Annotated in this window: 18 protein-coding genes; 9 read left to right on the plus strand and 9 right to left on the minus strand. The window is 73.3% G+C overall.

Features of this window, described 5'->3' with window-relative positions; genetic code table 11:
• The first annotated feature begins 34 nt into the window (after positions 1-34).
• Positions 35-604, plus strand: coding sequence for a DNA-3-methyladenine glycosylase I (locus ACN269_RS23070; RefSeq protein WP_421474377.1), 570 nt, complete (start codon positions 35-37; stop codon positions 602-604).
• Between the two features lie 25 nt (positions 605-629).
• Positions 630-1,253 (plus strand): hypothetical protein, encoded by a 624-nt coding sequence (locus ACN269_RS23075; protein WP_421474378.1) that lies wholly within the window; start codon positions 630-632, stop codon positions 1,251-1,253.
• Between the two features lie 162 nt (positions 1,254-1,415).
• Here the strand turns inward: ACN269_RS23075 and ACN269_RS23080 are convergent, their stop codons facing one another.
• From ACN269_RS23080 to ACN269_RS23095, 4 genes are read right to left on the minus strand one after another with little or no spacing between them, the layout of a single operon-like run.
• On the minus strand, positions 1,416-2,657 hold the full coding sequence (locus ACN269_RS23080; protein WP_421474380.1) for a DUF1501 domain-containing protein: 1,242 nt from the start codon (positions 2,655-2,657) through the stop codon (positions 1,416-1,418).
• 17 nt (positions 2,658-2,674) lie between these two features.
• The gene (locus ACN269_RS23085; RefSeq protein ID WP_421474381.1) at positions 2,675-3,973 is read right to left on the minus strand and encodes a DUF1800 domain-containing protein; all 1,299 of its coding nucleotides are present in this window, start codon (positions 3,971-3,973) and stop codon (positions 2,675-2,677) included.
• Positions 3,974-4,032: 59 nt separating this feature from the next.
• Positions 4,033-4,824, minus strand: a complete 792-nt coding sequence (locus ACN269_RS23090; protein ID WP_421474382.1) for an enoyl-CoA hydratase-related protein — start codon at positions 4,822-4,824, stop codon at positions 4,033-4,035.
• Positions 4,825-4,828: 4 nt separating this feature from the next.
• Positions 4,829-5,647, minus strand: a complete 819-nt coding sequence (locus tag ACN269_RS23095; protein ID WP_355049029.1) for a PaaX family transcriptional regulator C-terminal domain-containing protein — start codon at positions 5,645-5,647, stop codon at positions 4,829-4,831.
• Positions 5,648-5,837: 190 nt separating this feature from the next.
• Here ACN269_RS23095 and ACN269_RS23100 point away from each other — a divergent pair, with 190 nt between their 5' ends.
• Together ACN269_RS23100 and ACN269_RS23105 are read left to right on the plus strand one after the other, a co-directional pair.
• Positions 5,838-6,005: a DUF3117 domain-containing protein gene (locus tag ACN269_RS23100; RefSeq protein ID WP_007455245.1), complete on the plus strand. Its 168-nt coding sequence runs from the start codon at positions 5,838-5,840 to the stop codon at positions 6,003-6,005.
• Between the two features lie 146 nt (positions 6,006-6,151).
• Positions 6,152-7,627, plus strand: coding sequence for a leucyl aminopeptidase family protein (locus ACN269_RS23105; protein ID WP_421474383.1), 1,476 nt, complete (start codon positions 6,152-6,154; stop codon positions 7,625-7,627).
• Positions 7,628-7,656: 29 nt separating this feature from the next.
• Here ACN269_RS23105 and ACN269_RS23110 read toward each other — a convergent pair whose 3' ends face one another.
• Positions 7,657-8,244 carry an O-methyltransferase gene (locus ACN269_RS23110; protein ID WP_421474384.1) on the minus strand — a complete coding sequence of 196 codons (588 nt, stop codon included), beginning with the start codon at positions 8,242-8,244 and terminating at the stop codon, positions 7,657-7,659.
• A 285-nt stretch (positions 8,245-8,529) separates the two neighbouring features.
• Here ACN269_RS23110 and ACN269_RS23115 point away from each other — a divergent pair, with 285 nt between their 5' ends.
• Positions 8,530-9,936 carry a trypsin-like peptidase domain-containing protein gene (locus ACN269_RS23115; protein WP_421476500.1) on the plus strand — a complete coding sequence of 469 codons (1,407 nt, stop codon included), beginning with the start codon at positions 8,530-8,532 and terminating at the stop codon, positions 9,934-9,936.
• Between the two features lie 76 nt (positions 9,937-10,012).
• Positions 10,013-10,435, plus strand: a complete 423-nt coding sequence (locus ACN269_RS23120) for a preprotein translocase subunit TatB (protein WP_421474385.1) — start codon at positions 10,013-10,015, stop codon at positions 10,433-10,435.
• Positions 10,436-10,512: 77 nt separating this feature from the next.
• Here the strand turns inward: ACN269_RS23120 and ACN269_RS23125 are convergent, their stop codons facing one another.
• From ACN269_RS23125 to ACN269_RS23135, 3 genes are all read right to left on the minus strand, one after another.
• Positions 10,513-11,661, minus strand: a complete 1,149-nt coding sequence (locus ACN269_RS23125) for an Mrp/NBP35 family ATP-binding protein (protein ID WP_421474386.1) — start codon at positions 11,659-11,661, stop codon at positions 10,513-10,515.
• 76 nt (positions 11,662-11,737) lie between these two features.
• On the minus strand, positions 11,738-12,346 hold the full coding sequence (locus ACN269_RS23130) for a DUF1003 domain-containing protein (RefSeq protein WP_421474387.1): 609 nt from the start codon (positions 12,344-12,346) through the stop codon (positions 11,738-11,740).
• A complete protein-coding gene (locus ACN269_RS23135; RefSeq protein ID WP_421474388.1) occupies positions 12,339-13,625 on the minus strand; it encodes a magnesium transporter MgtE N-terminal domain-containing protein in 1,287 nt (428 codons plus the stop codon). The genes ACN269_RS23130 and ACN269_RS23135 overlap by 8 nt, the downstream gene beginning before the upstream one ends.
• A gap of 33 nt (positions 13,626-13,658) precedes the next feature.
• On the opposite strand from ACN269_RS23135, the gene ACN269_RS23140 reads away from it, so the two are divergent.
• Together ACN269_RS23140 and ACN269_RS23145 are read left to right on the plus strand one after the other, a co-directional pair.
• Positions 13,659-14,534 carry a PhzF family phenazine biosynthesis protein gene (locus ACN269_RS23140; protein WP_421474389.1) on the plus strand — a complete coding sequence of 292 codons (876 nt, stop codon included), beginning with the start codon at positions 13,659-13,661 and terminating at the stop codon, positions 14,532-14,534.
• 12 nt (positions 14,535-14,546) lie between these two features.
• Positions 14,547-15,077: a hypothetical protein gene (locus ACN269_RS23145; protein WP_421474390.1), complete on the plus strand. Its 531-nt coding sequence runs from the start codon at positions 14,547-14,549 to the stop codon at positions 15,075-15,077.
• 5 nt (positions 15,078-15,082) lie between these two features.
• Here the strand turns inward: ACN269_RS23145 and ACN269_RS23150 are convergent, their stop codons facing one another.
• Complete coding sequence (locus ACN269_RS23150; protein ID WP_421474391.1) at positions 15,083-15,796, minus strand: HAD family hydrolase; 714 nt, start codon at positions 15,794-15,796, stop codon at positions 15,083-15,085.
• A gap of 94 nt (positions 15,797-15,890) precedes the next feature.
• Between ACN269_RS23150 and ACN269_RS23155 the strand changes: the two genes are divergently transcribed.
• A complete protein-coding gene (locus ACN269_RS23155) occupies positions 15,891-16,850 on the plus strand; it encodes a DMT family transporter (protein WP_421474392.1) in 960 nt (319 codons plus the stop codon).
• Positions 16,851-16,856: the final 6 nt, after the last annotated feature.

Genomic DNA, 16,856 nt, shown 5'->3' on the forward strand with positions numbered 1-16,856 from the left:
GGGGCTGTCGGTGCGATGGCCTAGCGTGTGCGACGTGAGTGACCTGGTGATCGGCGCCGACGGGCTGGCCCGCTGCGCCTGGGGGGCGAGCACCCCCGACTATGCCGTCTACCACGACACCGAGTGGGGGCGGCCGTTGCACGGCGACGACGCGCTCTACGAGCGGATGAGCCTGGAGGCGTTCCAGTCCGGCCTGTCGTGGCTGACCATCCTGCGCAAGCGTCCGGCGTTCCGGCTGGCCTTCGACGAGTTCCACATTCTCACCGTCGCCGGCTACGACGACACGGACGTGACCCGGCTGCTCGCCGACGCCGGCATCGTCCGCAACCGAGCCAAGATCGAGGCGACGATCGCCAACGCCCGCGCCGCGCTGGAACTGCCCGACGGGCTGTCCGCGCTGCTCTGGTCGTTCGCGCCGGAGCGCCGGCCGGCCCGTCCCGCCTCGTTCGCCGAGCTGGCGCCGATCACCGCCGAGTCGACGGCGATGGCCAAGGCGCTCAAGAAGCGCGGCTTCCGGTTCGTCGGCCCCACCACCGCGTACGCCCTCATGCAGGCCACCGGGATGGTCGACGATCACATCGTCGGCTGTCACGTCACCCGCTGAGTGTCGACGTGATGGGATGGCAGGCATGACGACCGAGACCGCGTACCGGGCCGACGGTGCCGGCCACGCCGACGGGCCGGGCACCTGGGCCGTGCTGCTGCCCACCGAGCGTTACGAGGCCGAGCGGCTGGTGCACCACGACTCCCTGATGCTGACCGGCCTGACCGACGCGGTGCGGCCGGGCCCCGGCGACCGGGTGGCGGTGCTGGTCGACGCGCCGCCACGCCTGGTGGCCCTGGGCCGGGTGGCCGCGCCGACCCAACGGCACCGTGAGGACCCGGACGACCCGCAGTCCCCGGTCGAGCCGGAGTCACTCGTCGTGACGTACACCCGGCGGGCCTTCGACGAGCCGGTGCCGGCCGACCTGCTCACGCTCGACGGGCCGGTCACCGCACTGGACCCGGCGGCCTTCCGGGCGCTGGCCGACCAGCTCGGCCCACCTCCGGCGCGGCGCACCTGGCTGGTCAGCCTGGACCTGCCGATCGAGGCCGGCACACCCGCCGAGGCGGTACGCCTGTTCTGGTCGTACGTGCAGGAGCTGGGGCCGCGTGAGCTGCCCGCCTTCGTCGCACCGTCCGACGACGAGCTGGCCATGCAGGCGTTCGTGCTCGGCGCGGAGGCCAACCAGGACCCGGAAGAGGACGATTGAGGGTCTGTTTCATAAGAACTGGCCGGCCTGCGGCGGGCCCGAACGACGACCGGCGGCGTTGCGGTGACGTCCGGATACAACACCGGTATCCGTACCCCACCGCGCCTTGCCGGATCGCCGTCCGGACTCCGCCTCGGCTCGACCGCCCTTATGAAGCAGACCCTAGAACAGCTTGTCGAGGCGTCCGCGCCAGTCGGCGAGCACCGGGCCCGGGTCGGTGTCCAGCACCCGTTCCAGGAGCGTGGCGTAGACGTCCCGGAAGTCGGTGGTGTATTTCAGGTCCCCGTCGTCCAGGTCGGTGAGGCTGGGCGCGTCCCCGTGCCAGCCGCCGCGCACTCCCGCGCCGAGCAGCAGCATGTCGGACGCGGTGCCGTGGTCGGTGCCGTCGGAGGCGTTGGCCCGGACCCGGCGGCCGAACTCGGAGTAGACCGCCACCACCACCTTGCGGCCCGCCTCGGTGCGGCTCATCCGGTCGGCGAAGCTGGTCAACGCCCGGTCGAGCTGGCCCAGCAGCACGGCCTGCAACTGCTTCTCGTCGGCGTGCGTGTCGAAGCCGCCGAGCGAGACCGAGAAGACCCGGGTGGACACCCCGGCCTCCACACACTGCGCGACCAGGTCCAGTTGCGCGTCCAGCGGCGTACGCGCCCCGCCGGTGGCGGTCGCGGGCGCCTGGTCGCCGTCCGGGTCCGTCGTGTCCGGGTCGGCGGAGTCGCGGACCTCGCGGATCATCTCGTCCACCGAGCGCATGTCGGCGAAGCAGGCGGCGGCGCGGGCGCGGGCCGGTGACTCGCCCGCCTCGGCGGCGGAGAACGCCTTCAGCGTGTCCGCCGACAGGCCCTTGGTGGCCTTGCGGTCGGTCACCGGTACTGCCGCGCCCGCGCTGCGCTCCCCGGCCAGCAGCGGCGGCAGCGCCGGCTCGAAGGAGACCGCCAGGCGGGGGTCGCCGCCCGCCCGGTCGAGCCAGCGGCCGAGCCAGCCGGTGGTGCCGGGCCGGTCCGGTTGGGCGGTGTGCCAGATGTCCATCGACCGGAAGTGGCTGCGGTCCGGCTTCGGATAGCCGACTCCGCGCACGATCGCGAGTCCGCCGGTGGACCAGCGCTGGTGCAGGCCCGCCAGCGCCGGGTTGAGGGCGAAGTCGTCGTCGAGGCGACGCACCTCGTTGTCGGGGTACGCCAGCTCGGGACGGGCCGCCCGGTAGGCCGGGTCGCCGTACGGGATGACGGTGTTCAGGCCGTCGTTACCGCCGTAGAGGGTCACCAGCACCAGCGTCTGTGACTGGGGGTCGCGGTCCCCGGCGGTGTCCAGCAGGTCCCGCAGGCCGTACGCGCCAGCGCCGGCGGCCAACGCGCCCGCGCCGACCACCCCGCTGCTGAGCAGGAACCTGCGTCGGGTCAGGGTGTCCATCTTCTCGACTCCTCCGTTCAGCTGACGGTGTACTCGGGGCTGACCAGGCCGGCTGCCAGTAGCTTTCGAGGGTCGCCGGCCAGCGGGGTGAGGGCGGCCCGGGTCCGGGTGCTCCACCCGTCGACGACCAGCAGCCGGGCCAGGGCGTCCGCCCGTCCGGCGACCGGTGCGGCCTTCAGCCGGTCCAGGACCGCCGGGGTGGCCGCCGTGGCCAGCAGTCCGGCCAGCCGGAGTCGGCCCTGCAACGACGACGTGGTCAGCCAGGCCGGGCCGGCCGGCCAGCCGCCCACGCTCGGCGGGCGCAGCGGCACCTGATCCAGCGCGTTCAGCCCGCCCAGCAGTTGCTTGCGCTGCTGCTCGGGGAGCGCCGTGGGGCGGATGCCGAGCTGTCGCAGCGCGCCGACGAGCCACTCCACCGGCTGCTTCACCAGCGTGCCGCGGGTCTGCGCGAAGGCCGGCGACGAGAACAGCGCCCGCAGGGTGGCGACGGTGTCCGCGCCCGCCAGGCCGTCCGGCGCGGGGACGTCGGTGCCGGCGTAGCGGAACCAGAGCCGCCGGGCCACGAACGTCGCCGCGGCCGGCTGGGCGGCCAGCAGTTCGGCGTACGCGTCGGCGTCGAAGCGGTCGGTCTGCCCGAGGATGGTCTTCTCGCCGGGGTCGTGCCGTCTGGCCTCGAAGCGGGCGGTCCCGGTCCGGCGGTCGACCGTCCAGCCGGTCAGCGCCCGCGCGCCGGCCTTCACGTCGGCCTCGGTGTAGCTGCCGATCCCGAGGGTGAACAGCTCCATCAGCTCGCGCGCCAGGTTCTCGTTCGGCGCCTTACGGGTGTTCTTCTGCCCGTCCAGCCAGATGATCAACCCCGGGTCGCGCACCATCGCCGCGACCAGTGGGGCGAGCGGCCCGCGCCCGTGCCGGCGCAGCGTCTCCAACTGGCCCAGCATCACCCGCGCCGACTTGACCTTCTGGGCGCTGGTCGCCCAGTGCCCGTGCCAGAAGAAGAGCAGCTTCTCGGTCAGCCCGTCCTCGGCGGCGACCATCCGGTCCAACCACCAGAGGGTGACCTGCTGAAGCTGCTCCTTGCGCTGGGCGTTGGCCTTCTGCCGCTGCTCGCGGGTGGACTCCTTGGTCAGCGCGGCGTACGGGTCGGCGGGCAGCACCGGCGGTGGGGTGGCCGCCGCGCCCCGGTCTGCCCGCGCCGGGGCGAGCAGGTTGTCCAGGGTCGCCGCCGACCCGGCCCGCTCGGCCGCGTCCACCTCGTCGGCGGTCGGCCCGAAGGTGGCCCGGCGCAGCAGGTGCGCCACCGCTTCACGATCGCTCATGGAGCCCGACGCTAGGCGGCCCGCGTACGAGGACGGTAAGGGCGGGGTGCGAATCGCGTTCAGTGTCCCTCGAAGACCGGTTTCTGCTTGGCGACGAAGGCGAGGGTGGCGGCCCTGTGGTCGGCGGTGGCACCGCAGATCGCCTGGGCCTGGGCCTCGGCCGAGAGCGCGTCGGCGAGGGTGCCGGCGTCGGCGATCGAGAGCTGCCGCTTGATCGCCCCGTACGCGACGGTGGGGCCGGCGGCGAGTCGGGCGGCCAGTTCCTGCGCGGCCGGCAGCACCTGCTCGTCGTCGTCCGTCAGCCTGGTCAGCAGCCCGAGCCGGCAGGCCTCCTCGGCGCGGACCGGTTCGGCCAGCATCAGCAGCTCGACGGCCTTGGCGTGGCCGACCAGCCGGGGCAGGGTCCAGGAGGCGCCGGTGTCGGCGGCCAGACCGACCTTGGCGAAGGCCATCAGGAAGCTGGTGCTCGGCCCGCCGATGCGGATGTCGGCCAGGAAGGCCAGCGACGCGCCCGCCCCGGCGGCCATTCCACGCACGGCGGCCACCACCGGCTTGGGCAGGTTGGCGAGCCGGGCGGCGATCGGGTTGTAGTGCAGCCGGACGGTGCCCAGCGGGTCGGCCGAGCCGTTCTCGAGTGTCGACACGTGCTCGCGCAGGTCCTGCCCGGCGCTGAAGGACCCACCCGCTCCGGCCAGCACGACCGCCCGGCAGGACCGGTCGGTCTCCAGCTCCGCGAGGGTGTCCCGCAGCGCCTCCTTCAGCGCGACGTCGAACGCGTTCATCGCCTGCGGCCGGTTCAGCGTGAGGGTGACGACGGCGTCGGTCCGGTCGACGAGCAACGGCTCGGTCACGTGTCTAACGACCCTTCTGTCGAACGATGCGGTTGCCGGCGTCGAGGCACTGCTCGACGTACCGGTCGGCGGCTGGACGCAGGCGGGCCGCGTGCCGGTCGAAGAAACTGGCCGCGGCGGTGCCGGGCCAGCGCTCGGGCAGCAGCGCCGGGGGCAGCTGCGGGTCCCGGAACAGGAAGGTACGCCACGCGTGCACGAGCCGGAACCGGACCGCGTACGCCTCCTCGTCGCTGCTGCGCACGGTGACCGCGCTCAGGAGTGGACGCTGGTCGGCGACGAACCGCTCGTACGCGCGGCCGATCTCGGCCAGGTCCCAGGCGCGGCGGACGACGCCCATCGCGCCCGGGGTGCCGGAGAAGTGCGATGCGGTGAACCGTTCGAACCGGATGCCGGCCTCGGCCAGCAGCAGGTCGACGTCCTCGGCGGGGCGGGTGGCGACCCACGTCTGCTCGTCGAGGGTGCCGTAGCCGAGGAAACTGAGGGTCGCGGCGAGTCGTTGCCGGTCCCGCCGGGACCCGGGCGCGTCGAGGACGAGCAGATCGAATCGGCCGTCCCAGGTGACCCGGCCGGTCCGGTAGATCCGGGCCGCCGCCTCGTCGAGTCGTCGGGCGGCTTTTGGTGTGATCGAATATCCCGGTCCGGAGGCCAACCGGAGCGGGTCGAGCCAGCCTTGACGCACCATCCGGGACACGGCGGTGCGAACGGCGGGCGGCGCGATTCCCAACGGCGCCAGTAGCTTGACCAGGGCGGCGACCGGTGCGCGGCCACCCCTCGGCCGGAGATGGTCGCCGTACAGGTCGAAGAGTGCCGACCGTGCCTGCATGACCGCACATTGTGACAGGCCTTCTCAAGATAAGCTAGATGCTGTTACATCAATGCTGCTCCGGTTTGGGTCCGGCGGTGTTCATCAGGGAAAATCGTCTGTCGACACCCCCGCGAGCGTTGCGGGTGGTCGTGACGAAGTGGCTGTGGGGCAACCCACCGACCCTGGTGTAGGTCTGAGGGGAGACAACATGGCGGCGATGAAGCCGCGGACGGGCGACGGTCCGCTGGAAGTCACCAAGGAGGGTCGGGGCATCGTCATGCGTGTCCCGCTGGAGGGCGGTGGCCGGCTCGTCGTCGAGATGACTCCCGACGAGGCCAACGCGCTCGGTGACGCGTTGAAGGCAGCCGCCGGCTGAGTGAGGGACGACCCGGACGGCGTACGCCGGTCGGAGCGTTTCTTGGACCCTGAGCCACCGGGACCGCCGGTGGCTCAGGGTCTTCATATCTGTGCGCGGGCCTGGCCCGATCCACTTTGTGAAACTTCCTGGAGGTGCGGTTCCGCGTGCTCGCCATCCGTCCGCTCGCCGAGCCCGAACGGCTCGACGTTCTCGTCCTGCCCGTACGCCCCACCGATCCGGCGGCGGGAGGTGACGTCTCGGCGGAGCTGACGCCGACCGCCGTGACGCCGCCCGGCGGTACCGCCGACGAGGCGGCCGCGCTGGTGCCGGCCGCCCGACTGAGCGGACGGGCCGGTGAGATCAACACCCACCTGCGTCCCGGGCGCGACCCCGGTCGGCTGGTGCTGCTCGGTATCGGCGACGGTGGGGAGTCCTCCTGGCGGACGGCGGGCGCGGCCCTGGCCCGCTCGACATCAGATGAGACGCATATCACTATCGCTCTGCCGGCCGGAGTGACGGCGGCCGCCGTGCGCGGGCTGACCGAGGGGCTGCTGCTCGCCTCGTACCGGTTCCGGCTGACCGACGCCGACGAGCCGCCCGCGCTCGACGGCGTGGACCTGCTGGTCACCGACCCGGCTGCCCACGAAGAGACCGTCGCCACCGCGCTGACCACCGCCGCGATGACCCGTCTCGCGCGCGACCTGACCAATACCCCCTCCTCGGTGAAGACCCCGCAGTGGTTCGCCGATCAGGTGGCCTCCGCCGCCAACGGCCTGCCGGACCTGCGCCTGACGGTCCGTGGCCCGGCCGAGCTGGCCGCCGAGGGCTTCGGCGGGATCCTCGCCGTGGGCGGCGGCTCGGCCAGCGAGCCACGTCTGCTGGAGCTGGACTGGCATCCCGCGAACGCGCGCACCCACGTGGTGCTGGTCGGCAAGGGCATCACCTTCGACACCGGTGGCATCTCGATCAAGCCGGTGCCCGCCATGAAGCTGATGCGCAAGGACATGGGCGGCGCGGCGGCGGTCGTCGCCGCCACCCTCGGCGCGGCGGCGCTGCGCCTGCCGGTCCGCGTCACCACCCTGGCCCCGCTTGCCGAGAACATGGTCAGCGGCTCCGCCTTCCGTCCGGGCGACGTCATCCGGCACTACGGCGGGACGACCAGCGAGACGACCGACTCCGACGCCGAGGGCCGTCTGGTCCTGGCCGACGCGCTCGCCTACGCGGTGCAGCAGCTCAAGCCCGACCTGCTCGTCGACCTCGCCACCCTCACCGGCGCCAACGCCGTCGCGCTGGGCAAGCGGACCGCCGCCCTCTACAGCGAGAACGACGACCTGGCCGCCGACGTGCTGAACGCGATCGAGGCGGCCGGCGAGGCGGCCTGGCGGATGCCGCTGCACGGTGACTACGTCGAGTACCTGGGCAGCGAGATCGCCGACCTCTACAGCGCGCCCACCCAGGGCGCCGGATCGGTGACGGCGGCGCTCTACCTCCGCGAGTTCACCGGCGACCTGCGGGACCGCTGGCTGCACCTGGACATGTCCGCCCCGTCCTGGGCGGACGGCGACCACGCGGAGTTGACCCGGGGCGCGACGGGCTGGGGCGTCCGTTCGCTGCTGCGCTGGCTGGCCGCCGTCGACTGACGGTCAGCGGCGTACGGCGGCGAGCACCGTCAGCACTTCACCGCGGCGAGCACCCCGTGGCCGACCGGGAGCAGCGCGGGGATCCAGTGCTCCGACTCCCGCAACGCCTTGATCGTCTCGCGGACCGTCACCGTCTCCGCGTCCCGGGCGGCCGGGTCACCGATCCGGCCGCCGGCCAGCATCCCGTTGAGCGCGAGCACCCCGCCCGGGCGCAGCAGCCGCAGCGCCGCCTCCACGAAGGCGTGGAACCCGGTGGCCTCGGCATCGACGAAGACGAGGTCGTACGCCCCGTCGGCCAGTCGGGGCAGCACGTCCAGCGCGCGGCCGGTGATGATGCGGGTACGGCCGGCGGCGAAGCCCGCCTCGGTGAAGATCCGTCGCGCGATCCGCTGGTGCTCCACCTCCACGTCGATGGTGGTGAGCACACCGTCGGCACGCATGCCGCGCAGCAGCCAGACGCCGCTCACGCCCGTACCGGTCCCGATCTCCACGACCGCGCGGGCGTTGCCGGCCGCGGCCAGCAGCCGCAACGCCGCCCCCGCTCCCGGTGTGACCGCGACGAGGCCCACCTCGTGGGCCAGGCTGCGGGCGGTGCGCAGCACGAGATCCTCGGTCACGTACGACTCGGCGAACTGCTGAGCCTGGGTCGTCGAACTGCCGGAACCGGCGACCGTGGCGATGGGGCACCTCCGGGCGGCGCGTGGTGCGAGGGGCGGGTTGGCACTGTGAGCGTAGAGGCGACCGGCGCGGGGCGCAGCCGCGCCTCCGCCCCCTCCGCGATCACCGGAGGCAACCGCTGACTCCACCGCGCGCATCCGTGCAATCCTGGAAGCGGTATTCCGTCAGTCTCGACCGTGCCGAACCGTGGCCGGGCGAGGCCGCACGGGGTCCGGGGGACGGGACTGGGAGGCACCGACGTGACCGACGGCTGGGAATGGCGCCGGGGCGGTGAGACTCCGGCTCCGGTGCGCCCGCCGGGGGCAGGAGCCCCGCCGGAGGGGCCGCTGGCCGCGCCGGGGAGCGGCACCGCGCCCTCGGCCGCCGACAGCGCACCGACGACCGAGCCGTCGAGTGTGTCGTACCCGAATCAGCCGCCCCCCACCGTTGGCACGTCGCCGTGGTGGTCCGACGCGCTCGGCGATCCGTGGCGTGACCCGGCGGCCCCCACCGCGGTCGTGGTGCCTTCGGTGGTGCCCGCCGGCACCGAGCCGGAACCGGTCACCGACCCGGACGCGCCCGGCCGACCGACGCTGCGACACCTGCTGCTCATTCCGGTGATCACCGCTCTGCTGGCCGGCACCCTCGGCGGCGCGCTGGGCTACGCGTTCGCGGTGCGTGGCGGCGCGGCCGGCACGGTGCTCGGGGCCCAGGCCGCGGATCCGCCGGCGTTGGCCCAGCGCAAGCCGGAGTCGCTGGCCGGGGTCGCCGAACGCGTGCTGCCCAGCGTGGTCACCATCCGCGTCAGCGGCCTCGGCGGGACCAGCGAGGGCTCGGGGTTCATCGCCAGCGCCGACGGGCACGTCATCACCAACGACCACGTGGTGGCCGGCAGCAGCGGCAAGGCCTCGGTGGTCTTCAACGACGGCAGCTCCGCGGCGGCGACCGTGGTCGGTCAGGACCCGGAGTCCGACATCGCGGTGATCAAGGTGAACCGGACGGGTCTGCGACCGGTGGAGTTCGGGGATTCCGAGGCGTTGGCCGTCGGTGACCCGGTCCTCGCCATGGGCTCACCCCTGTCGCTGGCCAACACGGTCACCGCCGGCATCGTGAGCGCCCTGGACCGGACGATGCAGGCCGGTGAGCCGGGCGGCCCGGTGCGCTACTACGCGGCGATCCAGACCGACGCCGCCGTCAACCACGGCAACTCGGGCGGCCCGCTCGTGGACGGCGCCGGCCGGGTGGTCGGCGTGAACTCCACCATCAAGTCGCTGGTGGCCGAGGGGGAGGAGGCCGGCAACATCGGTCTCGCCTTCGCCATCCCGATCAACCAGGCCAAGCGGGTCACCCAGGAGATCATCGGCACCGGCAAGGCCCGGCGTACGGTCATCGGCGCCCAGGTCGGTGGCCCCGGCGCGGGTGCGGGCGGCGGCGTCCGACTGGCCGCCGTGGAGCCCTCCGGACCGGCGGCCGCGGCCGGGCTCAAGGTCGGCGACGTGATCCTGAAGCTCGACGGCCGGCCGATGACCGAGCCGACCGACCTGATCGCCCTGGTCCGCAAGTTCGCGCCGGGGTCGGTGGTGACCGTCGAGTTCCGGCGGGGGACCGCACGACGGAACACGTCGGTGACCCTCGCCGCAGATGCCAAGTGAACAGCGGGTCACCCCCTGCCGGAAAGCCGCCCGGCGTGCGTAGTCTTGCTGCTGACGCCGAGAGGGGGCCCGCAGGATGCTCGACAACCTGAACTGGTGGGAGATCGGTGCGCTGCTGCTCCTGGCGCTGCTGATCTTCGGTGACCGGCTGCCCACCGTGATCAACGACGGCCTGCGGCTGGTCCGTAACCTGCGGAACATGGCCCGCAACGCCACCGGCGACCTCAGTCGTGAGCTGGGCACCGACATCCAGCTCGAAGACCTGCACCCGAAGGCCTTCATCCGCAAGCACCTCCTCAGCGAGGAGGACGAGGCGGCGATCCGCAAGCCGTTGCAGGGCGTCTACGACAACCTGCGCGCGGACGTCGACGGTGTGCACAAGGACCTGAAGGACGTGGCGAACGCCGCGGACCTGCGGTCGAACGGGACGCGACCCGGCACCGCCACCGGGACGCCCGCCACGCCCGCGCCCCGGGTCAGCTACGACGACGCCACCTGATCCGACCCGCCACCTGAACGAGCGCGCCCCGCAGGCCCGAGATCGGCCGGCGGGGCGCCGTCGTGGTGGGGTGCGGCTCAGCGCCCGGCGGGCTTGAGGCCGAGCGGCTTGCCGAGCAGCGACTCACGGCGCAGCGCGAGTCGGTCGGCGACGCCGCCGAGCGCCTGCGCGGCCGGGGACTCCGGCTCGGCCAGCACGATCGGGTTACCGGCGTCGCCGGCCTCGCGGACCCGGGTGTCCAGCGGGATCTGTCCCAGCAGCGGCACCTGTGCGCCGATCGTCCGGCTCAGCGACTCGGCGACCGCCTCGCCACCACCGGCTCCGAAGACCTCCATGCGGGATCCGTCCGGCAGCTCCAGCCACGACATGTTCTCGATGACGCCGACCACCCGCTGGTGGGTCTGCAGGGCGATCGCACCGGCCCGCTCCGCCACCTCGGCGGCGGCGGTCTGCGGGGTGGTGACGATCAGGATCTCCGAGTTGGGCAGGAGCTGGGCCAGCGAGATGGCCACGTCGCCGGTGCCCGGCGGCAGGTCGAGCAGGAGGACGTCCAGGTCGCCCCAGTAGACGTCGGCGAGGAACTGCTGCAACGCCCGGTGCAGCATCGGGCCGCGCCACACCACGGCCGCGTTGCCCGAGGTGAACATGCCGATCGAGATCACCTTCACGCCGTGCGACTGCGGCGGCATGATCATGTCTTCGACGCGGGTGGGCCGGCCGTCCGCGCCGAGCATGCGGGGCACCGAGTGACCGTAGATGTCGGCGTCCACCACGCCCACGGAGAGCCCTCGGGCGGCGAGCGCCGCCGCCAGGTTGACCGTCACGCTGGACTTGCCGACACCACCCTTGCCGCTGGCCACCGCGTACACGCGGGTGCGCGAGCCGGGCTGGGCGAACGGGATGACCGGCTCCTCGCTCGCACCGCCGCCGCGCAACTGCGCCTGTAGCGACTGCCGCTGCTCGGGGCTCATCACCCCAAAGTCGATCTCCACGCCGGCCACGCCCGGCACCGCCGCGACGGCAGCGGTGATGTCGGTGCGCAGCTTGTCCTTGAGCGGGCAGCCGGCGACGGTGAGCAGCAGCTCGACCCGGACGACGCCGTCCGCGCCGATCGTCGCGGACCGGACCATGCCCAGCTCGGTGATGGGCCGGCGGATCTCCGGGTCGTTGACGGTGGCCAGGGCGGCCTGGATCGCGTCCTCGACGGTGCTCACGGGTGCTGACATGCCCGCAATGCTACGTCGCGGGGCATCCCGACCGGCCGCTGGCCGAGGGTGGTGTGAGCCAAACGATGAGCGTTCGTCAGCGCTCGGGCCGGGCGTCGCGGGCGTAGTCGCCGTCCAGCTCGTCGCGCGGCTCGTCCAGCCCCGGGCCGTCGGTCGACCGCTGACTGTCCTTCTCCTGCTGCCGGCGCTCCAGGCGTTGCCGACGCTGGCCCGCCTCGTCCAGCTCCTCGGCCAGGCGGGCCAGCTCGGAGCGGAGGAAGTCCCGGGTGGCCACCTCGCCGAGCGCGATCCGCAGCGCGGCGATCTCCCGTGCCAGGTACTCGGTGTCCGCCTTCTGGGCGGTGGCCCGCCGCCGGTCCTCCTCCAGGGCCAGCCGGTCCCGGTCGGCCTGCCGGTTCTGCGCCAGCAGGATCAGCGGCGCGGCGTAGCTGGCCTGCAACGACAGCACCAGCGTGAGGAACGTGAAGGTGTACGGGTCGAAGCGCAACTCGGCCGGGGCGAGGGTGTTCCAGCCGAACCAGATCGCGATCACCACCGTCATGACGACGATGAAGTTCGCGGTGCCCATGCCCCGCGCGATCCCCTCCGACCAGCGGCCGAACGCCTCCGCGTCGAACCGGGGGAGGGTGATGCCCCGGGGCTCGCGGGGCTGGTCGAGCCGTTCGGTGCGCCGCTGCTCAGCCACCGTCGCCGTCCAGTGCCGCGTCCGGGGTGCCCGGGGCGTTCACGGCGTCCCGGTCGCGCCAGTCCCGGGGCAGCGAATGGTCCAGGACGTCGTCGACCGTGACCGCGCCGACCAGCCGGCTGTTCCGGTCGATCACCGGCATGGCGACAAGGTCGTAGGTGGCCATCCGGCGGGTGATCTCCGGCAGTGGGGTGGTGGGGCGCAGCGGGTCGATGTCGTTGACCACCACCTTGCCCAGCAGGTCGGCCGGTGGCTCGCGCAGCAACGCCTGGAAGTGCACCATGCCCAGGTAGCGGCCGGTCGGGGTGTTCTGCGGCGCCCGGGTCACGAAGACCTGCGCGGCGACGGCGGGGGAGAGCTGCGGCTCCCGGATCCGGGCCAGCGCCTCGGCGACGGTGGCATCCGGCGGCAGGATGACCGGCTCCGAGGTCATGACGCTGCCCGCCGTACCCGGGGTGTACTTCAACAGCTGGCGTACCGGGTCCGCCTCGTCCGGCTCCATGAGGTCCAGCAGGACGTCCTGCTCCGGTGGGGGCAGCTCGTTGAGCAGGTCGGCGGCGTCGTCCGGGTCCATCTCCTCCAGCACGTCGGCGGCGCGTTCCCGATCCAGCGCGGCGAGGATCTCCACCTGGTCGTGCTCCGGCAGCTCGCTGAGCACGTCGGCCAGCCGCTCGTCGTTCAACGCGGCGGCCACCTCGTTGCGCCGGGCGTCGGGCAAATCCTGTAGCGCGTTGGCGAGGTCGGCGGGGCGCATGTCCTCCAGGACGGCGAGCAGGTTCGCCGTACCCCGGTTGTCGGCGATGCCGCTGAGGCCGCGCACCCGGTCCCACTCGACCTGGTGCAGGTGGCCGCGGCGGCTGAGCCGGCCGGTCTGCTCGCGGACGGCGACCCGGGTCAGCGACCACTCGCCGCCCCGGGTGCACTCCATGGCGACGTCCACCACCGCGCCGGGCTGGCCGCCCGGGTCGAGCTGTACGCGCCGGTCCAGCAGCTCCTGGAGGACCAGCAGCTCGTTCGGGCGCTTCTCGAAGCGCCGCAGGTTGAGCGTGCCGGAGCCGAGCACCACCGCGTCCGCGTCGATCGAGGTGATGCGGTTGATGGAGAGGAAGATGCGCCGACGCATGGGCATCTCGGCGACCAGGCCCACCACCTCGGGGGGACGCGTGGTCGCCCGTAGCCGTGCCACGGCGTCACGGACCCGGCCCACCTGGTCACCGTTCGGATCGAAGACGGCGACTCCGGCGAGGCGGGCGATGTAGACCCGGGTCGGCGTACTCACGGGCACCAGCCTAAGCGCCTAGTGTTTATCAACATGTCGACCTTGGCCTACGAGATCGTGGACGTCTTCACCGACCGCCCGTTCGCCGGCAATCCGCTGGCCGTGGTGTTCGGCGCGGAGGCGCTGGCCACCGAGCAGATGCAGGCGCTCGCGCTGGAGTTCAACCTCTCCGAGACGGTGTTCGTGCTGCCGCCGACGCAGGTCGGCGCCACCTATCGGGCCCGCATCTTCACGCCGGTCGAGGAGTTGCCGTTCGCCGGGCATCCGAGCGTCGGCGCGGCGGTCACCGCGAGCCGGCGCGGGATGTTCGATGTGGGGCAGGTCACCCAGGAGTGCGGGGCCGGCGTGCTGCCGATCGAGGTGACGTCGTCCGGGGCGACGCTCACCGGAGGCGTTCCCACCCTCGGCCCCGAGTTGGACCCGGAGCCGCTGTTGGAGATCGCCGGGCTGGGCGCGGCCGACCACGACCCTGCCGGGCCCGCTCCCCGGGTGGCCGGCTGCGGGCTGGAGTTCCCCTACCTGCCGGTCCACCCGGACGCGGTGGCCCGGGCACGGGTGAACCCGGCGGCGGCGGAACGGTTGGGGGTGGCGCACGTGAGCGTCTTCTCCTGGGACGCCGCCACGCAAACCGCGCACGCCCGGGTCTTCGTGCCAGGGATCGGCGTGCCGGAGGACCCGGCGACCGGTTCGGCGGCCCTCGGGCTGGGCGTCTGGCTGGTGGCCGGCGGGCTGCTGCCGCCCGAGGGGCTGTCGCACTATTCGGTGCGCCAGGGCGTGGAGATGGGCCGTCCGTCCGCGCTGACCTGCACGGTGAACGCGGCGAACGGCGTGGCGGTCGGCGCGACCGTCGCCGGCCAGGTGATGCCGGTGGCCCGGGGTGAGATCGCCGTGCCGCCGTTCGTGGGCTGAGCGACGGCGTCGATGCGGGAGGATGCGGGTGTGACGGACGAGGACGCCGCCGGTGGCACGCCGCTGGTGGACGAGGCGATGAAGAAGGCCGCCGTGGCCTGGGTCAGCGTGTCCGGCGGACCGGCGCGCGCGCTCTGGTGCGCGCCGCTGGAAGGCGCGCTGCTGGTGGTGAGCGGGCCGGGCGAGCAGGCGGCGCCGGGCCTCGCCGACGCGACCGAGGCGCAGGTCACCCTGCGCGGTGACCACGGTGGGCGGATCGTCACCTGGCCGGCCCGGGTGACCCGGCTCGCGCCGGGCACCGAGGCGTGGGACACCGCCGCGCCGCTGGTGGCGGGCAAGCGTTTGAACGCGCCCGGTCCGACCGCCGACCTGGTGGCCCGCTGGGTCGCCGACGGGTGCGCCCTGAACCGCCTCGCCCCGGCCGGCACGCCCCTGGCCGGCACGGAGCTACCGTCCGACGCGCAGACCGAGCAGCCCCGGGAGACCCCGGCGGTCCGCGCCACCCGCAAGCCGTTCCGCCTGCACCGGGTCCGTCGCCGCTGATCGGGTCAACTCGCCGCCACCGCGGGGGCGGTGATCCTCGCGTCGACGAGGTCGAGCACCTCACCCAGGGCCCCGAGCGTGGCGCCACGCCACTGACGGTCGGCGTTGAAGACCATGTGCTCGGCCAGATCGGGCGCGGCCAGCCGGACCGCGGTCATGCCGGCCTGTTCGGCGCCGGTCAACTCCTGGCTGCCGCCGTCCCCCACGTACAGGCAGTCGTCCGGCGCGAGCCCGAGTCGACGGCAGGCGGTCAGGTAGAGCGCGGCATCCGGCTTGCAGCGTCCGACCTGCACGGAGAAGACCCGCACGTCGAGCAGGGGCGCCACGGGGAGGTGCGGCAGGAAGGCCGGCAGTTCGTGCGTACAGTCGCTGATCACGCCGGTGCGGACGCCGCGCCCGCGCAGCGCCGCCAGCACGGGCACCGCGTCGGCGCGCAGCCGGGTGTCCGCGCGGATCGCGCGGTGCCGGGACACCACCGCCGCCCGTAGGGCCAGGTCACTCGGGTGTACGCCCGCCTGGGCGCAGACCCACCGCATGGTCGTCTCCGCGTCGCCGAGGCGGCCGGTGGCGCGCTCGTAGTAGGTGCGGTTCAGCACCTCGCTCAGCGTCTCGCTGGAACAGCCGAGCAGTTCGGCGGTGCCGAGGTGCGCGGCGCCGCGCTGCACCGAACGCGTCAGCGTGCCGAAGAAGTCGAAGAGCACCGCCTGGTAGCCGGCCATGGAGGAGCGCCTTTGCGGTCGAGGGTCGTCGGCGCGAACGCGCGTGATCGTAACGGAGTGCTGACGTTCCGTGCTGTCCGTGGTCGTGTGAAGATTGCTTCCCGTGTCCCCTCGACCGCCCCTGGACCCTTTGACCACCGGCGCGATCGGCCTGGCCGTCGTCGCCGTGTCGTCGTCCGCGCCGTTGATCGCGTACGCCGCCGCTCCGGCGCTGGCCGTCGCCCTGTGGCGCAACCTGCTCGCGGTGGTCGTGCTGAGCCCGTTCTCGCTGACCCGCAGGCGCGGCGAGTTCCGTGCGCTCGCGGCACCCACCGGCCGGCGCGAGGGACTCTTCTGCGTGCTCTCCGGGATCGCGTTGGCCGGGCACTTCGCCACCTGGATGCCGAGCGTGCGGCTCACTTCGGTCGCCATGGCCACGGCGTTGGTCGCCACCCAGCCGGTCTGGCAGGGGCTGATCGCCCGCGTGCAGGGTCGCCGGCTGCCGCCGGTGGTGTGGACGGGGATCGCCGTGGCCGTCGGTGGAGCGGTCATCGCCACCGGTGCGGACGTGGGTGTGTCCGGCAGAGCCGTCGTCGGTGACCTGCTGGCGGTGACCGGCGGCATCTTCGCGGCCGTCTACACCGCTTTCGGTGAGCGGGCCCGCGCGAGCATCAGCACCACCACGTACACGACCATCTGCTACGGCATCTGCGCGGTGATCCTGCTGGTCATCTGCCTGCTGGGCGGGATCCGCGTGGTCGGCTTCGACGGGCGTACCTGGCTGGCGATCCTGGCCCTGGTGGTGGGCGCCCAACTGCTCGGGCACTCGATGTTCAACTACGCCCTGCACAGGATCTCGGCGACCACGGTGAGCGTGCTCATCCTGCTCGAGGTGCCCGGCGCGGCGCTGCTCGCCTGGCTCTGGCTGGACCAGGTGCCCCGCCCCTACGCGCTGGTGGGGATGGTCCTGCTGCTCGTCGGCGTGGCGGTGGTGGTGCTGGGCGGCGCCCGCGCCGCTCGCCGCGCCGCGCCCGTCACCCCGCTACCGGCGGACGCCGCCCCGCTGGAGCCGTGAGCCAAC

It is taken from the genome of Micromonospora sp. WMMD736 (assembly GCF_049179015.1).
Lineage (GTDB): Bacteria > Actinomycetota > Actinomycetes > Mycobacteriales > Micromonosporaceae > Micromonospora.